General features: G+C 58.7%; 25 protein-coding genes. 9 read left to right on the forward strand and 16 right to left on the reverse strand.

Going from position 1 to position 20,708, the window contains the following annotated elements:
• Nucleotides 1–32 precede the first annotated feature (32 nt).
• Complete coding sequence (locus tag AC0TNG_RS14360; RefSeq protein ID WP_248165927.1) at nucleotides 33–1,403, reverse strand: NAD-dependent succinate-semialdehyde dehydrogenase; 1,371 nt, start codon at nucleotides 1,401–1,403, stop codon at nucleotides 33–35.
• A gap of 151 nt (nucleotides 1,404–1,554) precedes the next feature.
• Here AC0TNG_RS14360 and AC0TNG_RS14365 point away from each other — a divergent pair, with 151 nt between their 5' ends.
• Nucleotides 1,555–2,298: a helix-turn-helix transcriptional regulator gene (locus AC0TNG_RS14365; RefSeq protein ID WP_024908302.1), complete on the forward strand. Its 744-nt coding sequence runs from the start codon at nucleotides 1,555–1,557 to the stop codon at nucleotides 2,296–2,298.
• Nucleotides 2,299–2,345: 47 nt separating this feature from the next.
• Nucleotides 2,346–2,972: a LysE family translocator gene (locus AC0TNG_RS14370; protein WP_473701984.1), complete on the forward strand. Its 627-nt coding sequence runs from the start codon at nucleotides 2,346–2,348 to the stop codon at nucleotides 2,970–2,972.
• A 21-nt stretch (nucleotides 2,973–2,993) separates the two neighbouring features.
• Here the strand turns inward: AC0TNG_RS14370 and tssD are convergent, their stop codons facing one another.
• From tssD to AC0TNG_RS14385, 3 genes are read right to left on the reverse strand one after another with little or no spacing between them, the layout of a single operon-like run.
• Nucleotides 2,994–3,485: a type VI secretion system tube protein TssD gene (tssD, locus tag AC0TNG_RS14375; protein ID WP_248165921.1), complete on the reverse strand. Its 492-nt coding sequence runs from the start codon at nucleotides 3,483–3,485 to the stop codon at nucleotides 2,994–2,996.
• Complete coding sequence (locus AC0TNG_RS14380) at nucleotides 3,486–3,998, reverse strand: hypothetical protein (RefSeq protein WP_473701983.1); 513 nt, start codon at nucleotides 3,996–3,998, stop codon at nucleotides 3,486–3,488. It lies immediately after the preceding gene.
• On the reverse strand, nucleotides 3,998–4,360 hold the full coding sequence (locus AC0TNG_RS14385) for a tlde1 domain-containing protein (RefSeq protein ID WP_021240619.1): 363 nt from the start codon (nucleotides 4,358–4,360) through the stop codon (nucleotides 3,998–4,000). Before AC0TNG_RS14385 ends, AC0TNG_RS14380 begins: the two co-directional genes overlap by 1 nt.
• 242 nt (nucleotides 4,361–4,602) lie before the next feature.
• Between AC0TNG_RS14385 and AC0TNG_RS14390 the strand changes: the two genes are divergently transcribed.
• On the forward strand, nucleotides 4,603–5,871 hold the full coding sequence (locus AC0TNG_RS14390; protein ID WP_473701982.1) for a DUF445 domain-containing protein: 1,269 nt from the start codon (nucleotides 4,603–4,605) through the stop codon (nucleotides 5,869–5,871).
• On the opposite strand, the gene AC0TNG_RS14395 is transcribed toward AC0TNG_RS14390, so the two are convergent.
• The gene (locus AC0TNG_RS14395; protein ID WP_148768524.1) at nucleotides 5,861–6,724 is read right to left on the reverse strand and encodes a LysR substrate-binding domain-containing protein; all 864 of its coding nucleotides are present in this window, start codon (nucleotides 6,722–6,724) and stop codon (nucleotides 5,861–5,863) included. The genes AC0TNG_RS14390 and AC0TNG_RS14395 overlap by 11 nt on opposite strands.
• Before the next feature lie 97 nt (nucleotides 6,725–6,821).
• Between AC0TNG_RS14395 and AC0TNG_RS14400 the strand changes: the two genes are divergently transcribed.
• Together AC0TNG_RS14400 and AC0TNG_RS14405 are read left to right on the forward strand one after the other, a co-directional pair.
• Nucleotides 6,822–7,130, forward strand: coding sequence for a carboxymuconolactone decarboxylase family protein (locus AC0TNG_RS14400; RefSeq protein WP_148768523.1), 309 nt, complete (start codon nucleotides 6,822–6,824; stop codon nucleotides 7,128–7,130).
• Nucleotides 7,130–7,510 carry a tautomerase family protein gene (locus AC0TNG_RS14405; RefSeq protein ID WP_148768522.1) on the forward strand — a complete coding sequence of 127 codons (381 nt, stop codon included), beginning with the start codon at nucleotides 7,130–7,132 and terminating at the stop codon, nucleotides 7,508–7,510. Before AC0TNG_RS14400 ends, AC0TNG_RS14405 begins: the two co-directional genes overlap by 1 nt.
• Here AC0TNG_RS14405 and AC0TNG_RS14410 read toward each other — a convergent pair.
• The 7 genes from AC0TNG_RS14410 to AC0TNG_RS14440 form a co-directional block, all read right to left on the reverse strand.
• Nucleotides 7,501–8,565, reverse strand: a complete 1,065-nt coding sequence (locus AC0TNG_RS14410) for a DUF2955 domain-containing protein (protein WP_463726545.1) — start codon at nucleotides 8,563–8,565, stop codon at nucleotides 7,501–7,503. The genes AC0TNG_RS14405 and AC0TNG_RS14410 overlap by 10 nt on opposite strands.
• A 4-nt stretch (nucleotides 8,566–8,569) precedes the next feature.
• On the reverse strand, nucleotides 8,570–9,637 hold the full coding sequence (locus AC0TNG_RS14415; protein WP_463726594.1) for an HlyD family secretion protein: 1,068 nt from the start codon (nucleotides 9,635–9,637) through the stop codon (nucleotides 8,570–8,572).
• Nucleotides 9,634–10,104, reverse strand: coding sequence for a MarR family winged helix-turn-helix transcriptional regulator (locus AC0TNG_RS14420; RefSeq protein WP_157188566.1), 471 nt, complete (start codon nucleotides 10,102–10,104; stop codon nucleotides 9,634–9,636). The genes AC0TNG_RS14415 and AC0TNG_RS14420 overlap by 4 nt, the downstream gene beginning before the upstream one ends.
• Before the next feature lie 149 nt (nucleotides 10,105–10,253).
• The gene (locus AC0TNG_RS14425; protein ID WP_267217458.1) at nucleotides 10,254–10,949 is read right to left on the reverse strand and encodes an ArsR/SmtB family transcription factor; all 696 of its coding nucleotides are present in this window, start codon (nucleotides 10,947–10,949) and stop codon (nucleotides 10,254–10,256) included.
• Nucleotides 10,942–11,319, reverse strand: coding sequence for an amino acid-binding protein (locus tag AC0TNG_RS14430; RefSeq protein ID WP_148768996.1), 378 nt, complete (start codon nucleotides 11,317–11,319; stop codon nucleotides 10,942–10,944). Before AC0TNG_RS14430 ends, AC0TNG_RS14425 begins: the two co-directional genes overlap by 8 nt.
• Nucleotides 11,312–11,635 (reverse strand): antibiotic biosynthesis monooxygenase family protein, encoded by a 324-nt coding sequence (locus AC0TNG_RS14435; RefSeq protein WP_023618387.1) that lies wholly within the window; start codon nucleotides 11,633–11,635, stop codon nucleotides 11,312–11,314. Before AC0TNG_RS14435 ends, AC0TNG_RS14430 begins: the two co-directional genes overlap by 8 nt.
• A gap of 75 nt (nucleotides 11,636–11,710) precedes the next feature.
• Entirely contained in the window at nucleotides 11,711–13,126 is a 1,416-nt protein-coding gene (locus tag AC0TNG_RS14440) for an aldehyde dehydrogenase family protein (protein WP_463726544.1), read from the reverse strand.
• 100 nt (nucleotides 13,127–13,226) lie between these two features.
• Here AC0TNG_RS14440 and AC0TNG_RS14445 point away from each other — a divergent pair, with 100 nt between their 5' ends.
• Nucleotides 13,227–14,129, forward strand: a complete 903-nt coding sequence (locus AC0TNG_RS14445) for a LysR family transcriptional regulator (RefSeq protein WP_463726543.1) — start codon at nucleotides 13,227–13,229, stop codon at nucleotides 14,127–14,129.
• Here the strand turns inward: AC0TNG_RS14445 and AC0TNG_RS14450 are convergent.
• Entirely contained in the window at nucleotides 14,116–14,595 is a 480-nt protein-coding gene (locus tag AC0TNG_RS14450; protein WP_024909883.1) for a carboxymuconolactone decarboxylase family protein, read from the reverse strand. The two genes, AC0TNG_RS14445 and AC0TNG_RS14450, sit on opposite strands and share 14 nt — an antisense overlap.
• Before the next feature lie 101 nt (nucleotides 14,596–14,696).
• Between AC0TNG_RS14450 and pdxR the strand changes: the two genes are divergently transcribed.
• The gene (gene pdxR / locus AC0TNG_RS14455; RefSeq protein WP_473712603.1) at nucleotides 14,697–16,085 is read left to right on the forward strand and encodes a MocR-like pyridoxine biosynthesis transcription factor PdxR; all 1,389 of its coding nucleotides are present in this window, start codon (nucleotides 14,697–14,699) and stop codon (nucleotides 16,083–16,085) included.
• 40 nt (nucleotides 16,086–16,125) lie between these two features.
• Here pdxR and AC0TNG_RS14460 read toward each other — a convergent pair whose 3' ends face one another.
• Entirely contained in the window at nucleotides 16,126–16,287 is a 162-nt protein-coding gene (locus AC0TNG_RS14460) for a DUF1127 domain-containing protein (protein WP_032645487.1), read from the reverse strand.
• Between the two features lie 176 nt (nucleotides 16,288–16,463).
• Between AC0TNG_RS14460 and AC0TNG_RS14465 the strand changes: the two genes are divergently transcribed.
• Entirely contained in the window at nucleotides 16,464–17,882 is a 1,419-nt protein-coding gene (locus tag AC0TNG_RS14465; protein ID WP_024909502.1) for an aminotransferase-like domain-containing protein, read from the forward strand.
• A gap of 61 nt (nucleotides 17,883–17,943) precedes the next feature.
• On the opposite strand, the gene AC0TNG_RS14470 is transcribed toward AC0TNG_RS14465, so the two are convergent.
• Together AC0TNG_RS14470 and AC0TNG_RS14475 are read right to left on the reverse strand one after the other, a co-directional pair.
• The gene (locus tag AC0TNG_RS14470; RefSeq protein ID WP_473712602.1) at nucleotides 17,944–19,065 is read right to left on the reverse strand and encodes a ribosomal protein uL16 3-hydroxylase; all 1,122 of its coding nucleotides are present in this window, start codon (nucleotides 19,063–19,065) and stop codon (nucleotides 17,944–17,946) included.
• A gap of 135 nt (nucleotides 19,066–19,200) precedes the next feature.
• Nucleotides 19,201–19,803, reverse strand: a complete 603-nt coding sequence (locus AC0TNG_RS14475; protein WP_024909504.1) for an ATP-dependent Clp protease proteolytic subunit — start codon at nucleotides 19,801–19,803, stop codon at nucleotides 19,201–19,203.
• A gap of 284 nt (nucleotides 19,804–20,087) precedes the next feature.
• Between AC0TNG_RS14475 and AC0TNG_RS14480 the strand changes: the two genes are divergently transcribed.
• Nucleotides 20,088–20,705, forward strand: coding sequence for a response regulator transcription factor (locus AC0TNG_RS14480; protein WP_032649964.1), 618 nt, complete (start codon nucleotides 20,088–20,090; stop codon nucleotides 20,703–20,705).
• Nucleotides 20,706–20,708 lie beyond the last annotated feature (3 nt).

The following is a 20,708-nucleotide window of genomic DNA, read 5'->3' on the forward strand; positions in this document are numbered from 1 at the left end:
ACCTGCCGGCTGGCAGGTTTTTTTATGACCTCTTACTGACGCACCACCACCAGCTTCTGGTTCACAAACTCTTTGATCCCCAGATCCGACAGCTCGCGTCCGTAACCGGAGCGCTTCACGCCGCCGAACGGCAGCTCTGGCGCGGTATCGGTAAGCCAGTTGATATACACCATCCCGGTCTCGATCCGGGACGCCATTTTCTTCGCGCGCTCGATATCCTGGCTGAATACTGCTCCACCCAGGCCGTAGTGGGAGTCGTTCGCCAGCGCGACCGCCTCGTCGTCGTTTTTTACCACGTACATCTGCGCCACCGGGCCGAAGAACTCTTCGAAGTACGCCGGGTTGTCGCGCGAGATATTCGTCAGGATCGTCGGTTCGAAGAAGCTCCCCTCACGCTGCACCGGCTTGCCGCCATAGTGCAGCGTCGCGCCGTTTTTCACCGCCTCGTTGACCTGTTTGGTCAGCGTTTCCAGCGCATCTTTCGACGACAGCGGCCCCAGCGTGGTGCTTTCGTCGAGCGGATCGCCAATCTTCACCTGCTTAAACGCCTCGGTGAATTTGCTCAGGAAGGCATCCGCGATCTTTTCATGCAGGATAAAGCGCTTCGCCGCGGTGCAGACCTGCCCGGCGTTGTTGAGGCGCGCATTCACGCCAGTCTTGACGGCTTTGCCCAGGTCCGCGTCGTCCAGCACCACGAAGACGTCGTTACCGCCCAGCTCCAGCGTGGATTTCTTGATGTGCTTCGCCGCCTGCGCGGCCACCACGCTGCCGGCTTTTTCGGAGCCGGTTAATGCGGCACCCTGCACGCGATCGTCGGCAATGATGTTTGCCACCTGCTCGGACGAGATAAACAGGTTGGTCCATGCACCTTCCGGCGCGCCCGCCTCGCGGACCAGATGGGCAAAGGTCTCGGCGCAGTGCGGCACGATGCTGGCATGCTTGGCGAGCACCGGGTTGCCTGCCGCCAGGTTTGGCGCCAGAACGCGCATCAGCTGGTAATACGGGAAGTTCCACGGCTCAACGGCCATCAGCACGCCGATGGGATGATGCTCCACCCACGCTTCCCCGAGTTCGGATTGATACTTCACCGGAGCCAGGAACTGCTTCGCGTTGTCGGCATAATAGCGGGCGATCTGCGCGCACAGCTTCACCTCGCCGCGGCTCTGTTCGATAAGCTTGCCCATCTCCTGGCTGGCGATTTTCGCCAGATCCTCGGTGCGCTCGTCGATCAGGTCGGCAAGCTTATGCAGCACCGGCAGGCGCTGGCTGATGTCGCCTTTAGCCCAGTCCGAATGGTAAAGCGCATCGGCCGCCTTCAGGGCCGCTTCAATATCCGCGTCGGTATGTGAGGGGTATTCTTTGATGAGCTGGTTAGTGGCAGGATTTACTGTCTGATAAGCCATGTCGAATCTCCTTGTTTTACCGCTTAGGGTATTAAGGGTAGTCAACATGACTGGCTGTGGACGTAAAGTTGGGTATATCCGGAAGGTTCTTAATGAAGCGCTGCCAGACGGTTCGCTGACGTGGTATAAAAAACGTCCAGAAGGAGTTCATATGACCGATACCCGACATATCCGGCAGACTTTTCACCGCGCCTCAGGCCTTGAGCTGCGCAGCACGTGGCAGAGCACGCAGGCGTATAAACGTCATTGTCACCCGCAGCTCTCCATCGGCGCGATTGTGGAAGGCCAGACCTGCTGCGTGTGTCATGACAGAGAATACATCCTTAACCCCGGGGACCTCATTGTGATCCCGGCCTCTGCGCCGCACAGCTGCAACCCCGTCGCCGGGCAACCGCGCAGCTACCATATGCTCTATATCGACACCGATCTTCCTCTGGCGCTCCAGGTGATTCGCGACCGTACGCTCTTTAAGCGCTACCTTGAGATTGTTGAGACGATGTCGCCTGCCTCCGTGGACACGCTGCTTTCAGCCCTGCCCCGCCGCCTGGAAAACGCAGATGCGCTTCGCTCAACCAGTCAGCACGTGCGGCAGGCGTTTCTTGCCGACCTGGCCGCACCGCCTTCGCTTGACGAACTTGCCCAACTATTCTCGCTGCGCAAAGAGACGCTGATCCGCACCTTCAGGCAGGACACCGGCCTGACGCCGGGCAGCTTCCTCAACATCTCCCGCGTGGAGTTCGCCAAAGCGCGGCTACGTGCCGGGGACGACATCGCCGACGTGGGCTACCAGAGCGGCTTTGCCGACCAGAGCCATTTTCATAAGACCTTCGTCAGCTATACCGCCGCCACGCCGCGCCAGTACGCCACGGGCCGATCAATATCCGACAATAAATAACGTTGGCATCACCGTAGTCTGACCTCAGATTGTTAACCGAGGTTACTATGGAACTGTTCTTCCCTTCTGCTTTTCTTGCCCTGGCGCTGGCGCATTTTGTCGCCCTGTTAAGCCCGGGTCCGGACTTCTTCCTGCTGGTGGGCTACGCGGCGCGCTACCGACTGCGCGGCAGCGCCGGATTGTGCGTCGGCATCGCCGCGGGCAATGGGCTGTATATCTTACTGGTGATTATTGGCTGGAGCGCGCTGCGCCAGTTTGCCTGGCTGTTTACGCTGATAGAACTTTGCGGCGCGCTGTACCTGCTGTGGATCGGCTCGCATCTGGTACGCAGCCAACCGCAGGCGCTGAGGCTGAATGAAACCCGTCAGCGCTGCCCTTCGCTGCGCAAGCAGATCCTGCTGGGGCTCGGCTCGGCGCTGCTTAATCCGAAGAACGCGCTTTTCTATCTGGCGCTGATGACGTCGCTACTGGGGCCGAACGTGACGCTGCTTCAGCAGGCGACCTGCGGCGTCTGGATGGTGATGGTGGTGCTGGTGTGGGATCTGGCGCTGGTGTCGCTGATGGGGCTATCGTCGGTGCAACAGAAGCTCAGCCGTGCGCTGTGGTGGATTGAGCGCACGGCGGGTGTGGTGCTGATGGGGTTTGGCGGGTGGGTGCTGTGGCGGGTGATATGAAAGAATCTTATCAGCCGTTTTCTATGCCCCTAACCGATAATCCCAGTCATCCGAGTGAATAACGTTACCGTCACGGTAATGCCAGGTAATCTTTTTATAACGAAGCAAAACAAGCTCAAGATGACCCTGTTTTTCATGGTAAGTCTCTTTCACGTCATGCATTAATGAAAACACCGTGACGACCTTCACCGCTTCCAGCGTTATCGTGAAATAGATTTCTTCCTGACCGGCATCATTGATTCTGTACAGGTCGATAGTCGCTTTCCTGAACGTACCGCCCGTGCTGAGTGCTTTATAGAGAAAAACACTGGAGGCATCTATTTCTTTCTCAATAAGAAAGGGACGATGCTGGCGTTTGCTCAATGCTCTGCCATTATGCAGGTCAGAATTATAGCTTACGTTATGATAGAGCCCTAAAACCTCAATCTGGTTTTCACGGTCTTTAACTTTCACGCTGCCTTTTATGTTATTACCCGCATCGTCAGTTAATGACATATATCCCGGAATGGCCATTTACATATCCTTATCGAATGGAACAGAGTGTTCAACAGTTGAGATCATAACGGCGAGACATCTTTTACCCTGCGGGCTTTTTATTTTGAACATCTCCCTGATTGAATCCACAAAGAGCTTATTACCCTCTGCTTCCGTTTCTGGATAACTGGCAAAAGCACAGATTTGTTGAATAGTGAGTAAGGGCTTATCGTCTTTTAAAATGGCTAAAACGCCTGCAGGATTATGAGGGATAGCTTCAGAAAGCGCTGCTTTTAAGTCTTCAGCCGTACTGGCGTCCACTCCGGGTTCAAGGGCACTCGCCACGGCTAACCATGCCTGAGTTCCTTTACTTATCTCTGGTATGACATGATTCCACCATTCCGACTCACCCGTATCATTTGAATCCAGCTCCGCTACAACAGACATGGCGCCTTTGCCGTTTATCATTTGCAGGATCTGTTCAGGAGTGTGGTTTTTGGCAAATAAACCCATCGGTAAGCACAAGAAGAATAGCACCATAATATACTTCATTATCGCACCACCAGTATTGTATCACCCGAATCATAAATCATATGACGCTTGTCCTGACCATTCATAATGATACAACCTGCTGATGCAGAGCCTGGTGGCTGACCTTTTTTATCACCATGAATTTGAAAATGATCCCTACCAAAGGTATTGGTCCCCGCTATAGGCTCAAGAATAATGGCCTCAGCACTTTTATGATTATTCCACCCGGCAATAAAATAAATACCTCTGGGAATGGGGCCTCTGTTTCGTTGACTTTCACACTCTGGCTTATCTTTCGATTCACCCGCACCGCTGTAGCAGTTAGCGACAAACACACCATTATGGCTCAATACCCCCGTCGAAACTTTATACTCCCATGTCATCGATACCGTCTCCTTTCATAAATAGTCCTTTATCGTATGGCTAACAGGAGCGTTAAAATGACTACGACGGTCACAAAACATTACGTCCGAAAATAAATAAGCACAAAAAATATAGAAAAATTAATAATAGATAATTTTGATTTATATAATTTTTATATAAAAGCCGTGTGTCAGGCAGAGAATGCGTCTCTCCCCTTACACCAGTTTTGCACTTTTGGTTCACTTGCCTCTATCCTTAACCCATGGAAAAAATAGCTGAACTCAAACGCGCCAAGCTGCTGGCGCTGGCGCTGCTGCTGGTTGCCGCCGCGGCGTTTATCACCACCCTGTTCCTGCCGCAGACCTTCTGGGTGCGCGGCGTCAAGGCCATTGCCGAGGCGGCAATGGTCGGCGCGCTGGCTGACTGGTTTGCGGTCGTCGCGCTGTTCCGCCGGGTGCCGATTCCCTTTATCTCCCGCCATACGGCGATCATCCCGCGCAATAAAGACCGGATCGGCGACAATCTCGGCCAGTTTGTGCAGGAGAAATTTCTCGATACCCAGTCGCTGGTGGCGTTGATCCGCCGCTATGAGCCCGCGCAGATGATTGGTGCCTGGTTCAGCAAGCCCGACAACGCCCAGCGCGTCGGGCTGCATCTGATGCAGGTGATGAGCGGTTTTCTCGAGCTGACCGACGACGGGCGCATTCAACGCCTGCTCAAACGCGCGGTGCATAAGGCCATCGACAAGGTCGACTTCACTGAAACCAGCGCCGTGATGCTGGAGAGCATGACCAAAAACAACCGCCATCAGGTGCTGCTGGACGCCATCATCAATCGCCTGATTACCCTCATTCAGCGGGAAAGCACGCGGGACTTTATCGCCGACCAGATCGTCCACTGGCTCAAGACCGAGCATCCGCGCAAGGCGATGGTGCTGCCCACCGAGTGGCTGGGCGATCAAAGCGCGGAGATGGTGTCAAACGCGGTGAACACGCTGCTGGACGATATCAGCCATGACCGCACGCACCAGATCCGCCAGGCATTTGACCGCGCCACGCTGAAGCTTATTGACAACCTGAAAAACGATCCGGACATGGCGGCCAAAGCCGACAACATCAAGCACTATCTGAAAAACGATGAGGCGTTTAACCGCTATCTGGGTGAGATGTGGGCCGACCTGCGCCAGTGGCTGAAGGCGGACATGCAGAGTGAGGACTCGCGCGTGAAGCAGCGCATCGCCAACGCCGGGCTTTGGTTTGGTGAAACGCTGACGAACGATGCGAACCTGCAAGCCTCAATGAACGAGCATCTGGAGCAGGCCGCGCACCGCCTCGCGCCGGATTTTGCCGCGTTCCTGACACGCCATATCAGCGACACGGTGAAAAGCTGGGATGCCAAAGACATGTCCCGCCAGATTGAGCTGAACATTGGCAAGGATCTGCAGTTTATCCGCGTCAACGGCACCCTGGTGGGCGGGACGATTGGCCTGATTCTGTTTTTACTCTCGCAAATCCCGACGCTTATCCATTGAGCGTCCTGAGGATCAGCGCCTTCATGCTGGAAATAGCGGCATTGGCGGAGGCGCTTCCCTGATGCAGCGCTATTCCCAACTCTCCTGTATCTGGCAGCTGGCGGCTGTCGACCTGTAACGTCTCGGGCAGGCCAATACGCGTGCGGAGCGTGATACCCAGCCCCGCGCTGACGCCCGCCCACAGTCCGCTCAGGCTATAGCTGGTAAAAGCTATACGCCAGGGAATACCTGCGGCATCCAGCGATGCGATAGCCCGGCTTCGCAAGAGGCAGGGGGCGTCAAACATTACCAGCGGCAGCGGCTCACCTCGCTGCAGAAGTGCCTCAATGTCCTCGCTGGACCGGCAAATCCACTTTAGCGGCTCGCTTCGCACATAGTCGCCTTCTCGTCCTTCCTGCCAGACCAGCGCCAGATCGAGTTCGTTTGCCGCCACGCCCCGCAGCAGCGGCGGGTTGCGATCGACGCGCGCGATCATGCGAAGCTCAGGGTGTTGTCTGTGAAAATCGCCGATAACCTGCGGCATCACGGACTCCCCAAAGTCCTCCTGCATACCCAGACGCACCTCGCCCTGAAGCAACTCCCCCCTGATAGCCCGGAGCGCTTCATCATTTAATGCCAGCATGCGTCGGGCGTAGCTCAGCAGAATTTCACCCTCCCGGGTCAGAGCCAGCGTACGCCCCTGCTTCACGGTGAGCGCCACGCCGCACTGCTGCTCCAGCTTTTTTAGCTGGGCGCTGACCGCAGAGGTGGACCGACACAGCCTGTCCGCCGCCTCGGCAAAGCTGGTGGATTGAATACCCTCCACAAAGCTGCGCAGCGCGTCCAGGTCTAATGCTGAAAAGCGTTTATCCATATCATCCTCATTTTCAGGACATTTGGTCCTGAACATTGCAATTTTATTTATGGTGGCAGCCTGCGAGAGTGATTTCCAGACCACAGGAGGAATAAAAATGAGCACAACACTGAATCGCGACACGCTTGCGCAGGTCTCCCCTAAGCTGGCGGAACTCAGCCAGCAGGTGCTGTTTGGCGATATCTGGCAGCGTCCGCAGCTGGCCCCGCGGGATCGCAGCCTGATCACGCTTGCCGCCCTGGCCGCCCTGGGGCGTACCGCGCAGCTTCCCTGGCATATCGACTTTGCCCGAAAAAACGGCGTGACGGACGACGAGATTGCCGAAGCGTTTACTCATCTGGCGTTTTACGCAGGCTGGCCGGCAGCCGTCAGCGCCCTGACCTGCCTGGCAGAGGAGAAACAATAATGCCGTTTGTTCGCATCATGACGGGTGGCCGCTATAGCGAGATGCAGAAAAAACAGATTTCGGACATTCTGCACCAGGCGCTGACGGAAACCTTCGCCGTTCCCGCGCAGGACCGGTTTCATTTTTTTGAATGCTTCGCTGCCGGGGATCGATACGTTGATCGGCACTATCTCAGCCCGGGCAGAACGGAGGGGGCGATACTGTTCAATATCGTGGCCGGTAAGCCGAGGAGCGAAGAACAAAAAGCGGCGCTCTACCGCCAGTTGGCTGCGCAGCTGAATGAGAAGATGGGCATCAATGGTGGGGACGTGATGGTCGTTATCCAGTTTACTGCCGCTGAAGACTGGAGCTTCAGCGGCGGCATACGCTATCAGCCCTGAATGACGTAGCGCGTCGCCTCGAAGCGGTTCAGGATCAGGTGCACCAGAAAGACCATCGTCAGCGTCGCCACCAGCGAAAAAGTGACGGAGGTGATGCGGTACAGATCGCTGAACACCAGGTCAGTGTCCGGGTGCATGTTCTGCCCGAACATTATCCCGATGGTGGTGATGCTGGAGAACCCTACGCCTGCGCCCACCTTCTCCATCACGTGGAGTCGCGCCCCAAACGCCAGCCCGAGGCCGATCAGCGGCATCATCAATAGCATATGGCTGCTGTGATCGTAGAGGATCAGCTGCACCACCAGAATATAGAGGCAGCCCAGCACCACGCCGACCACGCGCCAGATGGAGCTCATCACCGAACCGCGATAGTGCATCGGGAACAGGATTAAAATCCCCGCCATCAGCGCCGAAAGCGAATCGCTTAAGTCGCTGATCTGAAAAACGACGAATATCAGCGTCGCGACGGTGCCGGAGAGCAGCGACTCGTGGCGCACGCGGGCGTCGTCTTTCTCAATCAGCGGCGGCGGCTTGCGGGGCTCCACGTCCGGCAGGAGATAGTTCATCAGCGCGCTCAGGCATACCGCCATCACGCTCGCTTCGATGTTGGAGAACAAAAGCGTGTGCCAGTTGGTGGTGGGGTAGCTCATAAAGTTGAGCATCACGCTCTGGCACACCACGCCCATCGAACCGAACAGAAACAGCGGGCCTTTACTCATAAAGCGAAAGCGCATCACGTACAGGGCAAACACCACCAGCGTCATGATGACCGGCCATTGCGACAGATAGCCGATGATAATCACCATTTCAACGCAGTTTAGCGCGGCGCTGAAGATGAACTGCTTCGCCACGTGGCGGTTAAACACCGGCACCAGCGACAGCAGCATGATCGGGTAGACCACGAAAAATACGCCATAGCTGGTGTTGTAGAAGCTGGAGATGCTGAGCGCAATCATCCCGGCAAAGACGATGCGCAGGGTCTGGCGAAAGTCGTTTGCCGTATAGACGATGTTGCCGTGCGGGGTAAACACCCGCGCCAGGGTAGTAATAGACATCGAACTAATAAACATAGTGAAGCAGGCTCACCAGGTGGATCTGCATCCCGGAGAAGAAGCGCGCAAACGGTCCTTCGCTGTTGTAGAGCTGCACGGTCGCGCGGGCGCCGGTCGGCAGATGCTTCGGCAGCGCCTCGTCCAGCGTCACGTGAATGCGCATGCGCTGAGCGTCGCGCACCCAGCGGTTGGAGGTTTCCGGCTCGGAGAGCTGGCCGTTAACCGCCTCCTGACCAGCAAGGATCCCCGCGTCGCTGCTGGTGACGTGGGCGCGGAAAACGTGCCCCGGGAAGGCGTCGAACACCACGGCGGCGTCGGTGCCCTGACGGGTGTGGCGCAGGCTCTTCTCGCGGAAATCGGCCACGATGTCGGTCTGGTTGTTCACCAGCGCCAGCGCGGCTGAGCCCGAGGAGGCGTAAAAACCCGGGCTTAACTGCAGGTTACTGACCGTGCCGTCCGCCTGGGCGTAAACCTTCGTCCAGCCAAGATTGAGTTCCGCTTCATCCAGCGCGTTACGGTATTTTTGCAGCGTCACGTTGCGGTGCTCGTCCCGCTCGCCGCGCTGGATGCGCAGGTTATGGATGTTGGCCTGAATTGAGCTGACGGACTGTTCGCTGCTCTGCCAGGTGGTGCGAACCTTATCCAGATCCGCCTGCGAGACGTTCTGCAGGGTGCTCAGCTTCTGGTAGCGGTCAAAGGTTACTTTGTCGTTACGCGCGGTCAGCACGGCGGTTTTCAGGCTGGCCTGCGCGGCAACGATCTGCGCATCCAGCTGTTCGTTGGACAGGCGTGCCTGCTCGAGCGCGATTTGCGCCGCCTCCACCTTATTGCGAAACGGCGTGTCGTCGAGCTCAAACAGCAGATCGCCTCGCTTCACCTGGCTGTTGTTGTGGACATGTACCGCCGCCACGTAACCGGAGACACGCGGAGACACCGGCGTCACCACGCGCATCACGGTGGAGTCCGGCGTCAGCGGGATCCAGATATCCGCGACGATAAAGTAGACAAACATCAGCAGGAAAGAGGCAATACTCACCCTTACCCAGCGGGCAAACTTTTGTTCAGGGGTCATTATTTTTCGGTCTTGTTATCTTCTTCGCGGATTGTCCGCAAATTGCAGGCGATTTGATTCAACGTGGCGCTGAAAATGTCGAGATGTTCCGGCACGATGTTTTGCGATACGCGCGCCTGATACGTCTCAATCACCTGAGTGAGCCTTTGTAACAGGGCTTTTCCCTCAGGCGTCAGCGTCAGAAGCCGGATGCGCTTGTCATAAGGCGATACGGCGCGCAGCAGGTATCCCTGCTTTTCCAGCTGTGTCAGGGTGCGCATCAGCGGCGGCAGTTCAATGCCCTGCACCTCCGCCAGCTCACTCATTGAGACGTTATCCCCGAGCTGATGCAGCTGCATCATCACCGTCCAGCTCGACTGGGTTAACCCGGTATCGAGAATGGCCTCGTCGATGACGGCACGCCACTGGCGCACGATCATCGCCATCCGCATGCCCATCGGCCTGCGGCAGAACAATTCTTCTTCACTCATGGGGAAACCTCTCGTCACACGCGGTCAAGATAATAGTTATCAGGGTAACTATCAAGAAACGAGAGGCGAAAGCGCAGGAATTGCGAAAGGGTGTTCTCCCTCTCCCTGTGGGAGAGGGTCGGGGTGAGGGCATCAGCCCGCAGCGGCGTTTAGCGGCTAAAATGCTTCCTGACGGCACTTTTCCCCGATGCCGTCACCACCACCTCCCGATACCCCGCCACCCGCTGGATCCAGCCTTTATTTTCCAGATGATCGAGCAGCAACGCGCCGGCTTCTCCGCCCAGGTGAAACCGCCGCTCGCTCCAGTCCAGGCAGGCGCAGCAGGCCTTCCGGCGCGGATGCGCGCTTAACGAAATGCCGAGCGTCAGGAACTGCTCCCGGCCATAGAGTGTCAACGCTGAACCGTCAGCCTCCAGCCAGCCTTCCGCCTGCATGAAATCATAAATCTGCACCGCCACCGCGCCTGCGAGATGGTCATAGCAGGTCCGGGCTTCACGCATGGCTTTCGGCGCGCTGGTTTCCGGCGGGGTAATGCGGCTCCAGGAGAGCCCCATCATCTGCTCCACCAGCGCCGCCACGTCGTGCCCGGCAAGACGATAATAGCGATGCCGCCCTTGCGACAGGCAGGTAATCAGTTGCCCTTCAACCAGCCGGGAGAGATGCCCGCTGGCGGTCGACGGCGCAACGTCAGCCGCCGCGCTCAGTTCAGTGGCCGTCCACGCCCGCCCGTCCATTAGCGCACAGAGCATCTTCACGCGCGACGGATCGGCCATTGCTGCCGCCACCGCGGCAATCGCCTTTTCCAGCAACGCGCTGTTGTCAGGGGGTAAACTCGTCTTAAGCATGGGCCGCCCAGGGTTCGGTGATCTCTGCGGCCAGTTTATCATCATCCGTCAGCAGAATAAGGTGATTCGCATGGTCGCTGTACTGAGTCAGGATTGACACACCGCGTGCCGCCAGCGCCGCTGCGATCTCGCCCAGCTCGCCAGGGCGTTCCTGCTTAAGCTTTCTGATCACCGGCTGTCGCACCGCCTGTACGGTAAACCCGGCGTCGAGCAGCACGCGTCGCGCTTTTTCCCCGTCTTCCACCAGGAAATGGGCATGTGTACCAAATACGCCACCGCCCTCCAGCCCCACGCCGTTGCGGCCCAGCAGCTGCCCAAAGCGCGCCAGTTCACCCGGGATATCGCGAAAAATGACATGAACGTCATACATCGGCATGCCCTCCGGTTTCAGAGGTATATTCCCGCACGACCTGCGCCACCCGAATGCGGTAGTACGCAAAAATTGACTCCCGTCCTTCGGCCTGCGCCGCCTGATGGAAGACGTTCTGCTTCCAGCGGCGGACGGCCTCTTCATCCCGCCACCAGGAAAGGGAGAGGATTTTGCCGTCGGTCGTCAGGCTCTGGAACCGTTCGATATCAATAAAGCCGTCGATGTCCGCCAGCAGCGGCTTAAGCTCTGCGGCAAGCTGAAGATAGCGCGCCTGATGGGCAGGCGCGGCTTTGGCTTCGAAAAGGACTGCGATCATGGTTTTCTCTCCGTTGTGATGTTGGGGAGAGAATGCAGGAGGGAAAAGCACAATGCTTCGGTAAATAGCGAAGTTTTATCCCACAATCGACCTCGGCTCCATAAACGCCCGAATTCCCCACTCGCCCATCTCGCGCCCCAAACCGGAGTGCTTAAACCCGCCGAACGGCGCTTTCGGTTCATGGGCGAGGGTGTTCACCAGCACGCGACCGGAAACAATCTGCTGCGCCACGCGTCGCGCGCGGTCAACATCGCCGCCCAGCACCATCGCGCTCAGGCCGTAGTCGGTGTCGTTGGCAATGGCGATCGCCTCCGCCTCGTCCTGATAAGGGATTACGCACAGCACCGGGCCGAAGATCTCGTCGCGGGCTACCGTCATCCGGTTGTTCACGTCGGCGAACAGCGTCGGGCGCACAAACCAGCCGTCCTGCGTGCCTTCCGGCCGCCCTTCACCGCCCGCCAGCAGGCGTGCCCCCTCTTCGAGACCTTTACGGATATAGCCCTGCACCCGCTGCCACTGCCTTTCGCTGACCATCGGGCCGACGTCAGTCGCACTGTTGCGCGGGTCGCCGGAGTTCACCGCCGCCACGGCCTGCGCCAGCCCGGTTTCGATCTCCGCCTTGCGCGAGTAAGGCACCAGAATGCGCGTCCCGGCCACGCAGGCCTGCCCGCTGTTCATAAACCCGGCCTGAATCACCAGCGGGATCGCCTGCGAGAGATCCACATCATCCAGCAGGATCGTCGGCGATTTACCGCCCAACTCCAGGGTCACGCGCTTAAAGCTTTCCGCTGCGTTGCGCAGGATCGCCTTGCCGGTATTCGTGGAGCCGGTAAACGAGATTTTTGCCACGTCCGGATGGCGGCTAATGGTTTCACCTACCGTCTCGCCGCGCCCGGTGACGATGTTAAACACGCCCGGCGGCAGCGCGGCATCGCGCAGCGCTTCAGTGACAATCCGCGTTTGCAGGGCGCTCATTTCACTCGGCTTGATCACCGCCGTGCAGCCCGCGGCGAGCGCGGCCGCCAGCTTGCCGCAGATAAACCCGGCATCGCTGTTCCACGGCGTAATCAGCCCGGCCACGCCGAGCGGCGTCATCTGCACCGTTGCGGCACCTGCGGGGGTGACAAACTCAAACGCCTCCAGCGCCTCAATGGCCTGAGCAATCACCTCCGCCGGATAGCTGGCCATCCACGCCGAGCGCGAGGCGGGCGCGCCGTACTCTTCAATGACCGCTTCCAGCAGATCGTCGTGGCGAGCGGCCACGGCGGCGTGCATGCGCTTCAGCGCCGCGATGCGTTCCTGCTTTGTGGTCTGCGACCACGCCGGAAACGCCGCTTTTGCCGCCGCAATGGCGCGCGCTGCGTCGACCTCATCCGCCAGACGAACCTGGCCGATGACCCGCGCCGTCGCCGGGTTGTACAAATCAAACCACTCGGTGCCGTGCGGGGTAACAAATTCGCCGTTAATAAAGATCTGTTCGATGGTGTGCATATAAACCTCCTCAGGCTGTGTGAGCACAGTCTGGCACGGCTTCTCCGTTGCGATAATCCACGCTATGCTGCAAGGGTTGTTTCGATTTTCAGGATAATCTATGCATCGTTCAGGTCTGACAGAGCTGGAAGTGGTAATGGCGGTGGTGCGGCGCGGCAGCTTTCGCGCCGCGGCGCAGGAGCTGGGGATGTCCGCCACGGCGGTCAGCAACACCATCGCCGGACTGGAGAGCCGCCTTGAGACGCGGCTTTTCAACCGCACCACCCGCAGCGTGGCGCTCACCGACGCCGGGCAGCGCTACGTGGCGCGTATCGGCCCGGCCCTGCAGGAGATCCGTCTCGCCGGGGAAGAGATCCACAGCGACACCGGAGAACCCGCCGGCACGCTGCGTCTGAACGTGCCGAACCATATCGGCACCCTGTTTCTGGACCAGCTGCTGATCGACTTTATGATCCGCTACCCGAAGATGCGCGTAGAGACCGTCAGCGAAGCGCGAATGATCGACATCGTCGCGGAAGGCTATGACGCGGGGATCCGCCTTGAGGAGTCTGTGCCGCAGGACATGATCGCCGTGCCGCTGACCGGGGAGATCCGCCAACTGGTCACCGCCACGCCGGACTATTTTGCACGTCACGGCATTCCGCAGACGCCGGACGATCTGCTTTCACATCAGGGGATCGGCATGCGGATGGCCCACGGCGGGATCTACCGCTGGGAGCTGGCGCGTCGGGGTGAAACGTACGCCCTTGCCGTACCGCCGCGTTTTGCGACGTCCGATCTTTTTGCCTCGATCCGCGCCGTGAAAGCGGGGTTAGGGGTGGGATTTTTACCGGAACTGTATATCCGTGAAGAGCTTGAACGTGGAGAACTGATGAGCGTCCTAAACGACTGGGCGCAGCCGTTTGCCGGGCTGCGCCTGTACTACCCCGGCCATCGCCACGTCCCGCCGGGACTGCGGGCGCTGGTGGCGATGGTTCGCGAGCGCGGGATTATTCCAGGTTAGCCTTATTCAGCCCGTAAGCCGCGTCCAGCGCGCCGGGTTCCATGCGGGAGGTGATCCCCAGACGGTTCCAGGCGTTGATCGCCACGATGGCGAAGTTTAGCTCTGAAATCTCCACGTCCGAGAAGTGCTCCGCCACGCTGCGGTAGAGCGCATCGCTCACGCCGTGAACGCCAATCTGGGTCAGCGCTTCGGTGAACGCTAGCGCGGCTTTTTCACGGGCGCTGAACAGCGGGGACTCGCGCCAGGCCGCCAGATGGTACAGGCGCAGCTCGCGCTCGCCGGCGATTTTGGCCTCTTTCGAGTGCATATCCAGGCAGAAGGTGCAGCCGTTCAGCTGCGACACCCGAATGTCGATCAGGTGCTTCAGCGCCGGGTCGATGGAGGTTTTTGCCACCTCCATGCTCAGGGCAGACAGCGCGTTGGCGAGGGCAGGTGTAACTTTATGGTGGTTAACGCGAGTGCTCATTGTCTTTCCTCTTTTTGTGCGGCATGTGTCATGCGATGGGGCAAATCTACGCCGTTCATGACATAGTAAAAAGATACAAAAAGCGTGAAATGAGGTAGGACATGAAGCCGGGCTATCACGAGATTTATTCCCGCTATCGCGACAACATCACGCGCGGCGTGCTGAAGCCGGGGGACAGGGTGCCTGCTATCCGCGTGCTGGCGGAAGAGCTGAAGGTGGCGCGTAAAACCGTCGAAACGGCGTACGCCATTCTGACGGGTGAAGGGTATCTGGTGAGCCAGGGCGCGCGCGGCACGCGGGTTAACCCGGACTTACTGCTGCCGGATAAGACTGCCCCTGCGGAGCAGCCCACCGGGGCGCTTCCGGCCTCGCTCATCAGCCAGCGCGAGCGGGCCGGGTTTCTGCGCCCCGGCATCCCCGCCCTCGACAGCTTCCCGTATAAAAAGTGGCTGCTGCTGGCGGGCCAGGCGACGCGGGCCATGCGTCAGGAGGAGATGCTCAACCCGCCCGTTCTGGGCTGGTATCCGCTGCGCCAGGCCATTGCCAGCTACCTCAACATCTCGCGCGGGCTGTCCTGCAGCGCCGAACAGGTGCTGATCACCAGCGGCTACAGCGGTAGCCTGCGGCTGATCCTCGACACCCTCGCCAGCCGCAGCGACAAGGTGGTGTTTGAAGATCCGGGCTATTTTATGGGCCAGCAGCTGCTCAAGCGGATCGTGCCGCGCCTGCACACCGTGCCGGTCGATCGCTGCGGCATCGACACGGACTACCTGCTGCGTCACCATCGCGACGCCCGTTTTGCCATCGTCACCCCGTCGCACCAGAGCCCGCTGGCGGTCACGCTCTCCCTGCCGCGTAAACAGCAGCTGCTCGACTGGGCCAGCCAGAACGAGGCGTGGATTATCGAAGACGATTACGACGGGGAGTTTCACTACACCCGCAAGGTGCTGCCGTCGCTGAAAAGCCTCGACCATCACGACCGGGTGATTTTTATGGGTACCTTCAGTAAAACCATCATGCCGTCGCTGCGCATGGGCTACGTGGTGATGCCCGCCAGCACCGTCGGAGCCTTTACCGACTGCGCGGACATCACCACCAGCGGCCAGCCGGTGCTGACGCAAAAGATCCTCACCGCGTTTCTCAACGAAGGGCATTTTTTCCGTCATCTGAAAAAGATGCGCGCGCTGTATCAGACCCGCCGCGACTGGATGATTGCCGCCCTGCAGGAGGTGTATGGCGATCTGTTTTTCACCGAGCAAAACGACGGCGGGATGCATATAGTGGCGTTCCTGACCAAAGGAAGCCGTGACCGGGAAGTGGCGCGCTGCTGGCAGGAACAGCAGCTGCAGGTCAATGCGCTTTCGGAGTGGTATCGCGGTTCCGGGAAGCGCTACGGGCTGGTGATGGGCTATAACAACGTGCGGTCGTACGAAGAGGCGGTGGCGCTGCTGGAAAGGCCGAAGCGGCAGACGTTTGCGCTGTTGCGCTGAACATCGCCGGGTGGCGGCTTCGCCTTACCCGGCCTACGGTTTAAATATCATTGCGGGACAACCCAACGTCCTTGAGCTGCTCGTCGCTCATCTGGCTCAATATGCGGCGGGTACGGTTGATGCGATACCAGTTGCAGATCGTTTTCCCGATCCAGACGAACACAATAAACGGACGTTTTGAACGATTCTCGTAGAATTCCATGATGCTCTCCTCACTGTGTCAGTGGGGTTATCATCCCGGAAATACACCCGTGCAATACAGATGCAAAAACACCTTTTGTTTAACATACAGATCCGCTAAAACAGTATCTGCATGGCAATTTTCGCAGCAATCTGTACTGGTTTTATAATCTGTATGGTGAAAACAAAGGATACAGCATGACACGCTACCAACATCTGGCCAATCTTCTGGCTGAACGCATTGAGCAAGGGCTGTATCGCAGCGGCGAACGTCTGCCGTCGGTGCGCACGCTGAGTCAGGAGCACGGCGTGAGCATCAGCACCATACAGCAGGCCTACCAGATCCTCGAAAACCTCCAGCTGATCACGCCTCAGCCGCGCTCCGGCTATTTTGTCTCACCGCGAAAAGCCCAGCCGCCCGTCCCGGCGATGACGCGCCCGGTGCAGCGCCCCGTGGACGTTACCCAGTGGGATGAGGTGATGATGCTGCTGGACGCCCGCGCCGACAAAGAGATGATCTCCTTTGGCGGCGGTTCGCCGGACATTAACCAGCCGAGCCTGAAGCCCCTGTGGCGCGAGATGAGCCGCATCGCGCAGCATAATCCCGGCGAGATGCTGAGCTATGACGTGCTCGACGGGCGCCTGGAGCTGCGTGAGCAGATCGCCCGCCTGATGCTCGACGGCGGCTCCACCGTCTCGGCAAGCGACATTGTCATTACCAACGGCTGCCACGGCGCGCTGTCTATCGCCCTGCTCTCGGTGTGTAAACCGGGGGATATCGTGGCGGTGGAATCGCCGTCGTTTCACGGCACCATGCAGATGCTGCGCGGGTTTGACATCAAGGCAATTGAAATTCCTACCGATCCCGAGACCGGGATCAGTATCGAAGCGTTAGAGCTGGCAATGGAGCAGTGGCCGATCAAGGCGGTGATCCTGGTGCCCAACTGCAATAACCCGCTCGGATTTATCATGCCGGAGGCGCGGAAAAAGCAGGTGCTGGCCCTCGCCCAGCGGCACGATATCGTGATTGTCGAGGATGATATTTACGGCGAGCTGGCGGCGGAGTACCCGCGCCCGCGCACCATTCATTCGATGGATATCGACGGCCGCGTGATCCTCTGCAGCTCGTTTACCAAAACCGTGGCGCCAGGCCTGCGCGTCGGCTGGATTGTGCCGGGACGCTACTACGACCGGGTGATGCACATGAAATACGCCGCGGGCGGGTTTAACGTGCCGGGCACGCAGATGGCGGTGGCGGCGTTTATTCGCGACGGGCATTACCATCGCCACGTGCGCCGTATGCGCCAGATTTATCAGCAGAATATGGAAACCTACACCTGCTGGGTGCGGCAGTATTTTCCGGCAGAGATTTGCGTCACGCGCCCGCAGGGGAGCTTCCTGCTGTGGATTGAGCTGCCGGAGAAGGTCGACATGGTATGCGTCAGCAAGCAGCTATGTCGGCTGAAGATCCAGGCCGCGGCCGGGTCGTTGTTTTCCGCCTCCGGGAAGTACCGCAACTGCCTGCGGATCAACGTGGCGCTGCCGCCGACGGACAAAAATCGCGAGGCGCTGAAGAAGCTGGGCGAAGCGATTGTGATTGCGATGGAGGAGGGCTAGTGCGGCCTGATGCCCTCACCCCGACCCTCTCCCACAGGGAGAGGGAGAAAACCGTGCAGCACTACTCGTCGAAGTACCAGTACCCCTGGTTAATCATCCCGGTGAGCTCCTCGACAAACGCCGGGTTTTTCAGCGCATCGCCCAGCTCGGCCTGACCGAGTTCGGTGTAGCGGCACAGCGCATCCGCCGCCTTCGCGTCAACCGTCTCCAGCTGTTCGCTGTTGATGAAGAAGCTGCCGTTGATGTTCAGCACGCGCAGGCCGCTCAGGCGAGACAGCGTTTCGCCGCCCTGCAGCGCGTCCAGCACCTCTTCCGGCGCGTACGGCGGCTCGGCGGCGGCGATATCCAGCTCGTGGCGCGGCGTGGAGACAAAGCTGCCGAACCATTTTGTGAAATCATCCGGCTTGCCAATCATGTCGATCATCATCTGACGAATGCGATCCAGCTCGTACTGCTCGACGCGGCCCGGGTGTTCACGACAGGTCAGATCCGGATCGCTGTAGTGCTCACCGCCCAGATCGTTTTCCAGCGCATAATCGGCGAAGCTGCTGATCAGATCGCGACCGTTCGGCCCGCGGAAGCCGACGGAGTAGTTGAGCGCCGTTTCATGGGTAAAACCGTCGTGCGGGAATCCAGGCGGAATGTAGAGAATATCGCCCGGGGCCAGATCTTCGTCGATGATCGGCTCGAACGGATCCACATGCAGCAGCGCCGGATGCGGGCAGAACTGACGCATCGGCAGCTTGTCACCCACGCGCCAGCGGCGGCTGCCCATCCCCTGAATGATAAACACGTCGTACTGATCGATATGCGGACCCACGCCGCCGCCCGGCACGGAGAAGGAGATCATCAGGTCATCCAGACGCCAGTCCGGCAGAACGCGGAACGGACGCACCAGCTCCGCCGCGGGCATATGCCAGTGGTTCACCGCCTGCGCCAGCAGCGACCAGCCGGTTTCGCCCAGATCGTCAAAGTGCTCGAATGGGCCGTTGCTGGCCTGCCATTTGCCGTTGAAATGGCTCACCAGACGGCTATCGACCTCCGGCTCCATCGCCAGCCCCGCCAGCTCGTCCGGGGTAATCGGGTCGACAAAGTTCGGGAAGGCATTTTTCAGCACGACGGGTTGTTTTTGCCAGTATTTCTCAAGAAATTCCGGCCAGTTCAGGTTCAGTTGATACGCCATGGGTAGCACCAGTGAGAAGGGAAACAGGCGCGATTATAGGCAAGAAGGCAGAGGGGGAACTTGTCATGGGTCAAACCCGCACGTGTAGGTCGGGTAAGGCGAAGCCGCCACCCGACACAAACACGCCGCGAAAACTTAATCCAGCTTCAGTTCGTCATAATGGGTAATCAGTTTACCCACGATACCGTAGTCCAGCGCTTCCGCCGGCGACATCCAGAAGTTGCGGTCGGTGTCTTTTTTCACTTTTTCCAGCGGCTGGCCGGTGGCGTCGGCGATCAGCTTGTTCACACGATCCAGCATGCGGATGATCTCGCGCGCTTCGATCTCAATATCCGTCGCCTGACCGCGCACGCCGCCCAGCGGCTGGTGGATCATGAAGCGGGTATTTGGCAGCGAGTAGCGGTGCTCTTTTTTCGCGGCCAGGAAGATGGTGATCCCGGCACTCGCGACCCAGCCGGTGCCGATAACGTGGACTTCCGGGCGGATGAATTTGATGAAGTCGTGGATGGTGTCGCCCGCTTCCACGTGGCCGCCCTGGCTGTTGATGTACAGCTTGATCGGATCGTTGCTGACGCTTTGCAGCAGGATCATCTGGGTGATCACTTTCTGCGCCAGCTCCTGGTTGATCTCACCGGAAATCACAATCGAACGAGACTCCAGCAGTTTTTGCTGCAGAGCGCCCGCGCCGTTTGACCCTTCCGCCTTTTCCTTGTCGCTTTCTTTCAGTGTGTAGTGCATTGTTATGTCCTCAGCATTTAGCGCTCAAAACCAGAGTGTAGCCTGTTTTACCGATCAAAGTCCTCACCGGCAAATCACGAGGGAGCTCATGCACATTGCCCATGTTGCACGCGTTTCGTTCCTTCACCGCCCCCGCCCGGATCGCTATACTTCATATGATTATCATATTGTTAAATGATAATCATATTTAATGTGTTAAGATGAAAGTCAGCATAAACAGTCCCTTACGTCACTCCTGGGGGCTGTTTGCATCCTCGACATGTAAAACAGCACCGGGGCGGTGAATGGAACACATTGTGTATGTGGTTGATGACGATGACGCAGTCAGACAGTCCGTGATCGGGCTGCTGGAATCCGCAGACTTAAACGCCATCGGCTTTTCATCGGCAGAAGCGTTTCTTCAGCACCGCTTTGAAGAGCTCCCTTCGTGCGTGGTCCTCGATATGCAGATGCCCACCATCTCCGGTTTTGATGTAGCAGATGCCCTCAAGGACAGCGGGCGCGAGATCCCGATTATTTTTCTCACCGGCCACGGCACCATCCCGATGTCGGTGCGCGCCATTAAAGGCGGCGCTTACGAATTTCTCACCAAGCCTGTCGAATCCACCGCGCTTATCGACGCCATTGAGTCCGCGCTGCAGCTGGCGGAAAACAACGCCGAGCGCAATAAAGAGCACTACGCCCTGAAGCAGCGCCATCTCTCCCTCACGCCGCGCGAACACGAGGTGCTCACGCTGGCGATAAGCGGCATGCTGAACAAGCAGATTGCCGCCGAGCTGGGCGTCAGCGAGATCACGGTGAAAGTGCACCGCCGCCGCGTAATGGAGAAAATGCAGGTGCGCTCCGTGGCAGAGCTGGTCAGGGCCGTTGAGCGCCTGACCAAAAGCCAGCCTGCGGAGTAACGT

It is taken from the genome of Enterobacter sp. PL_is514 (assembly GCF_055816715.1).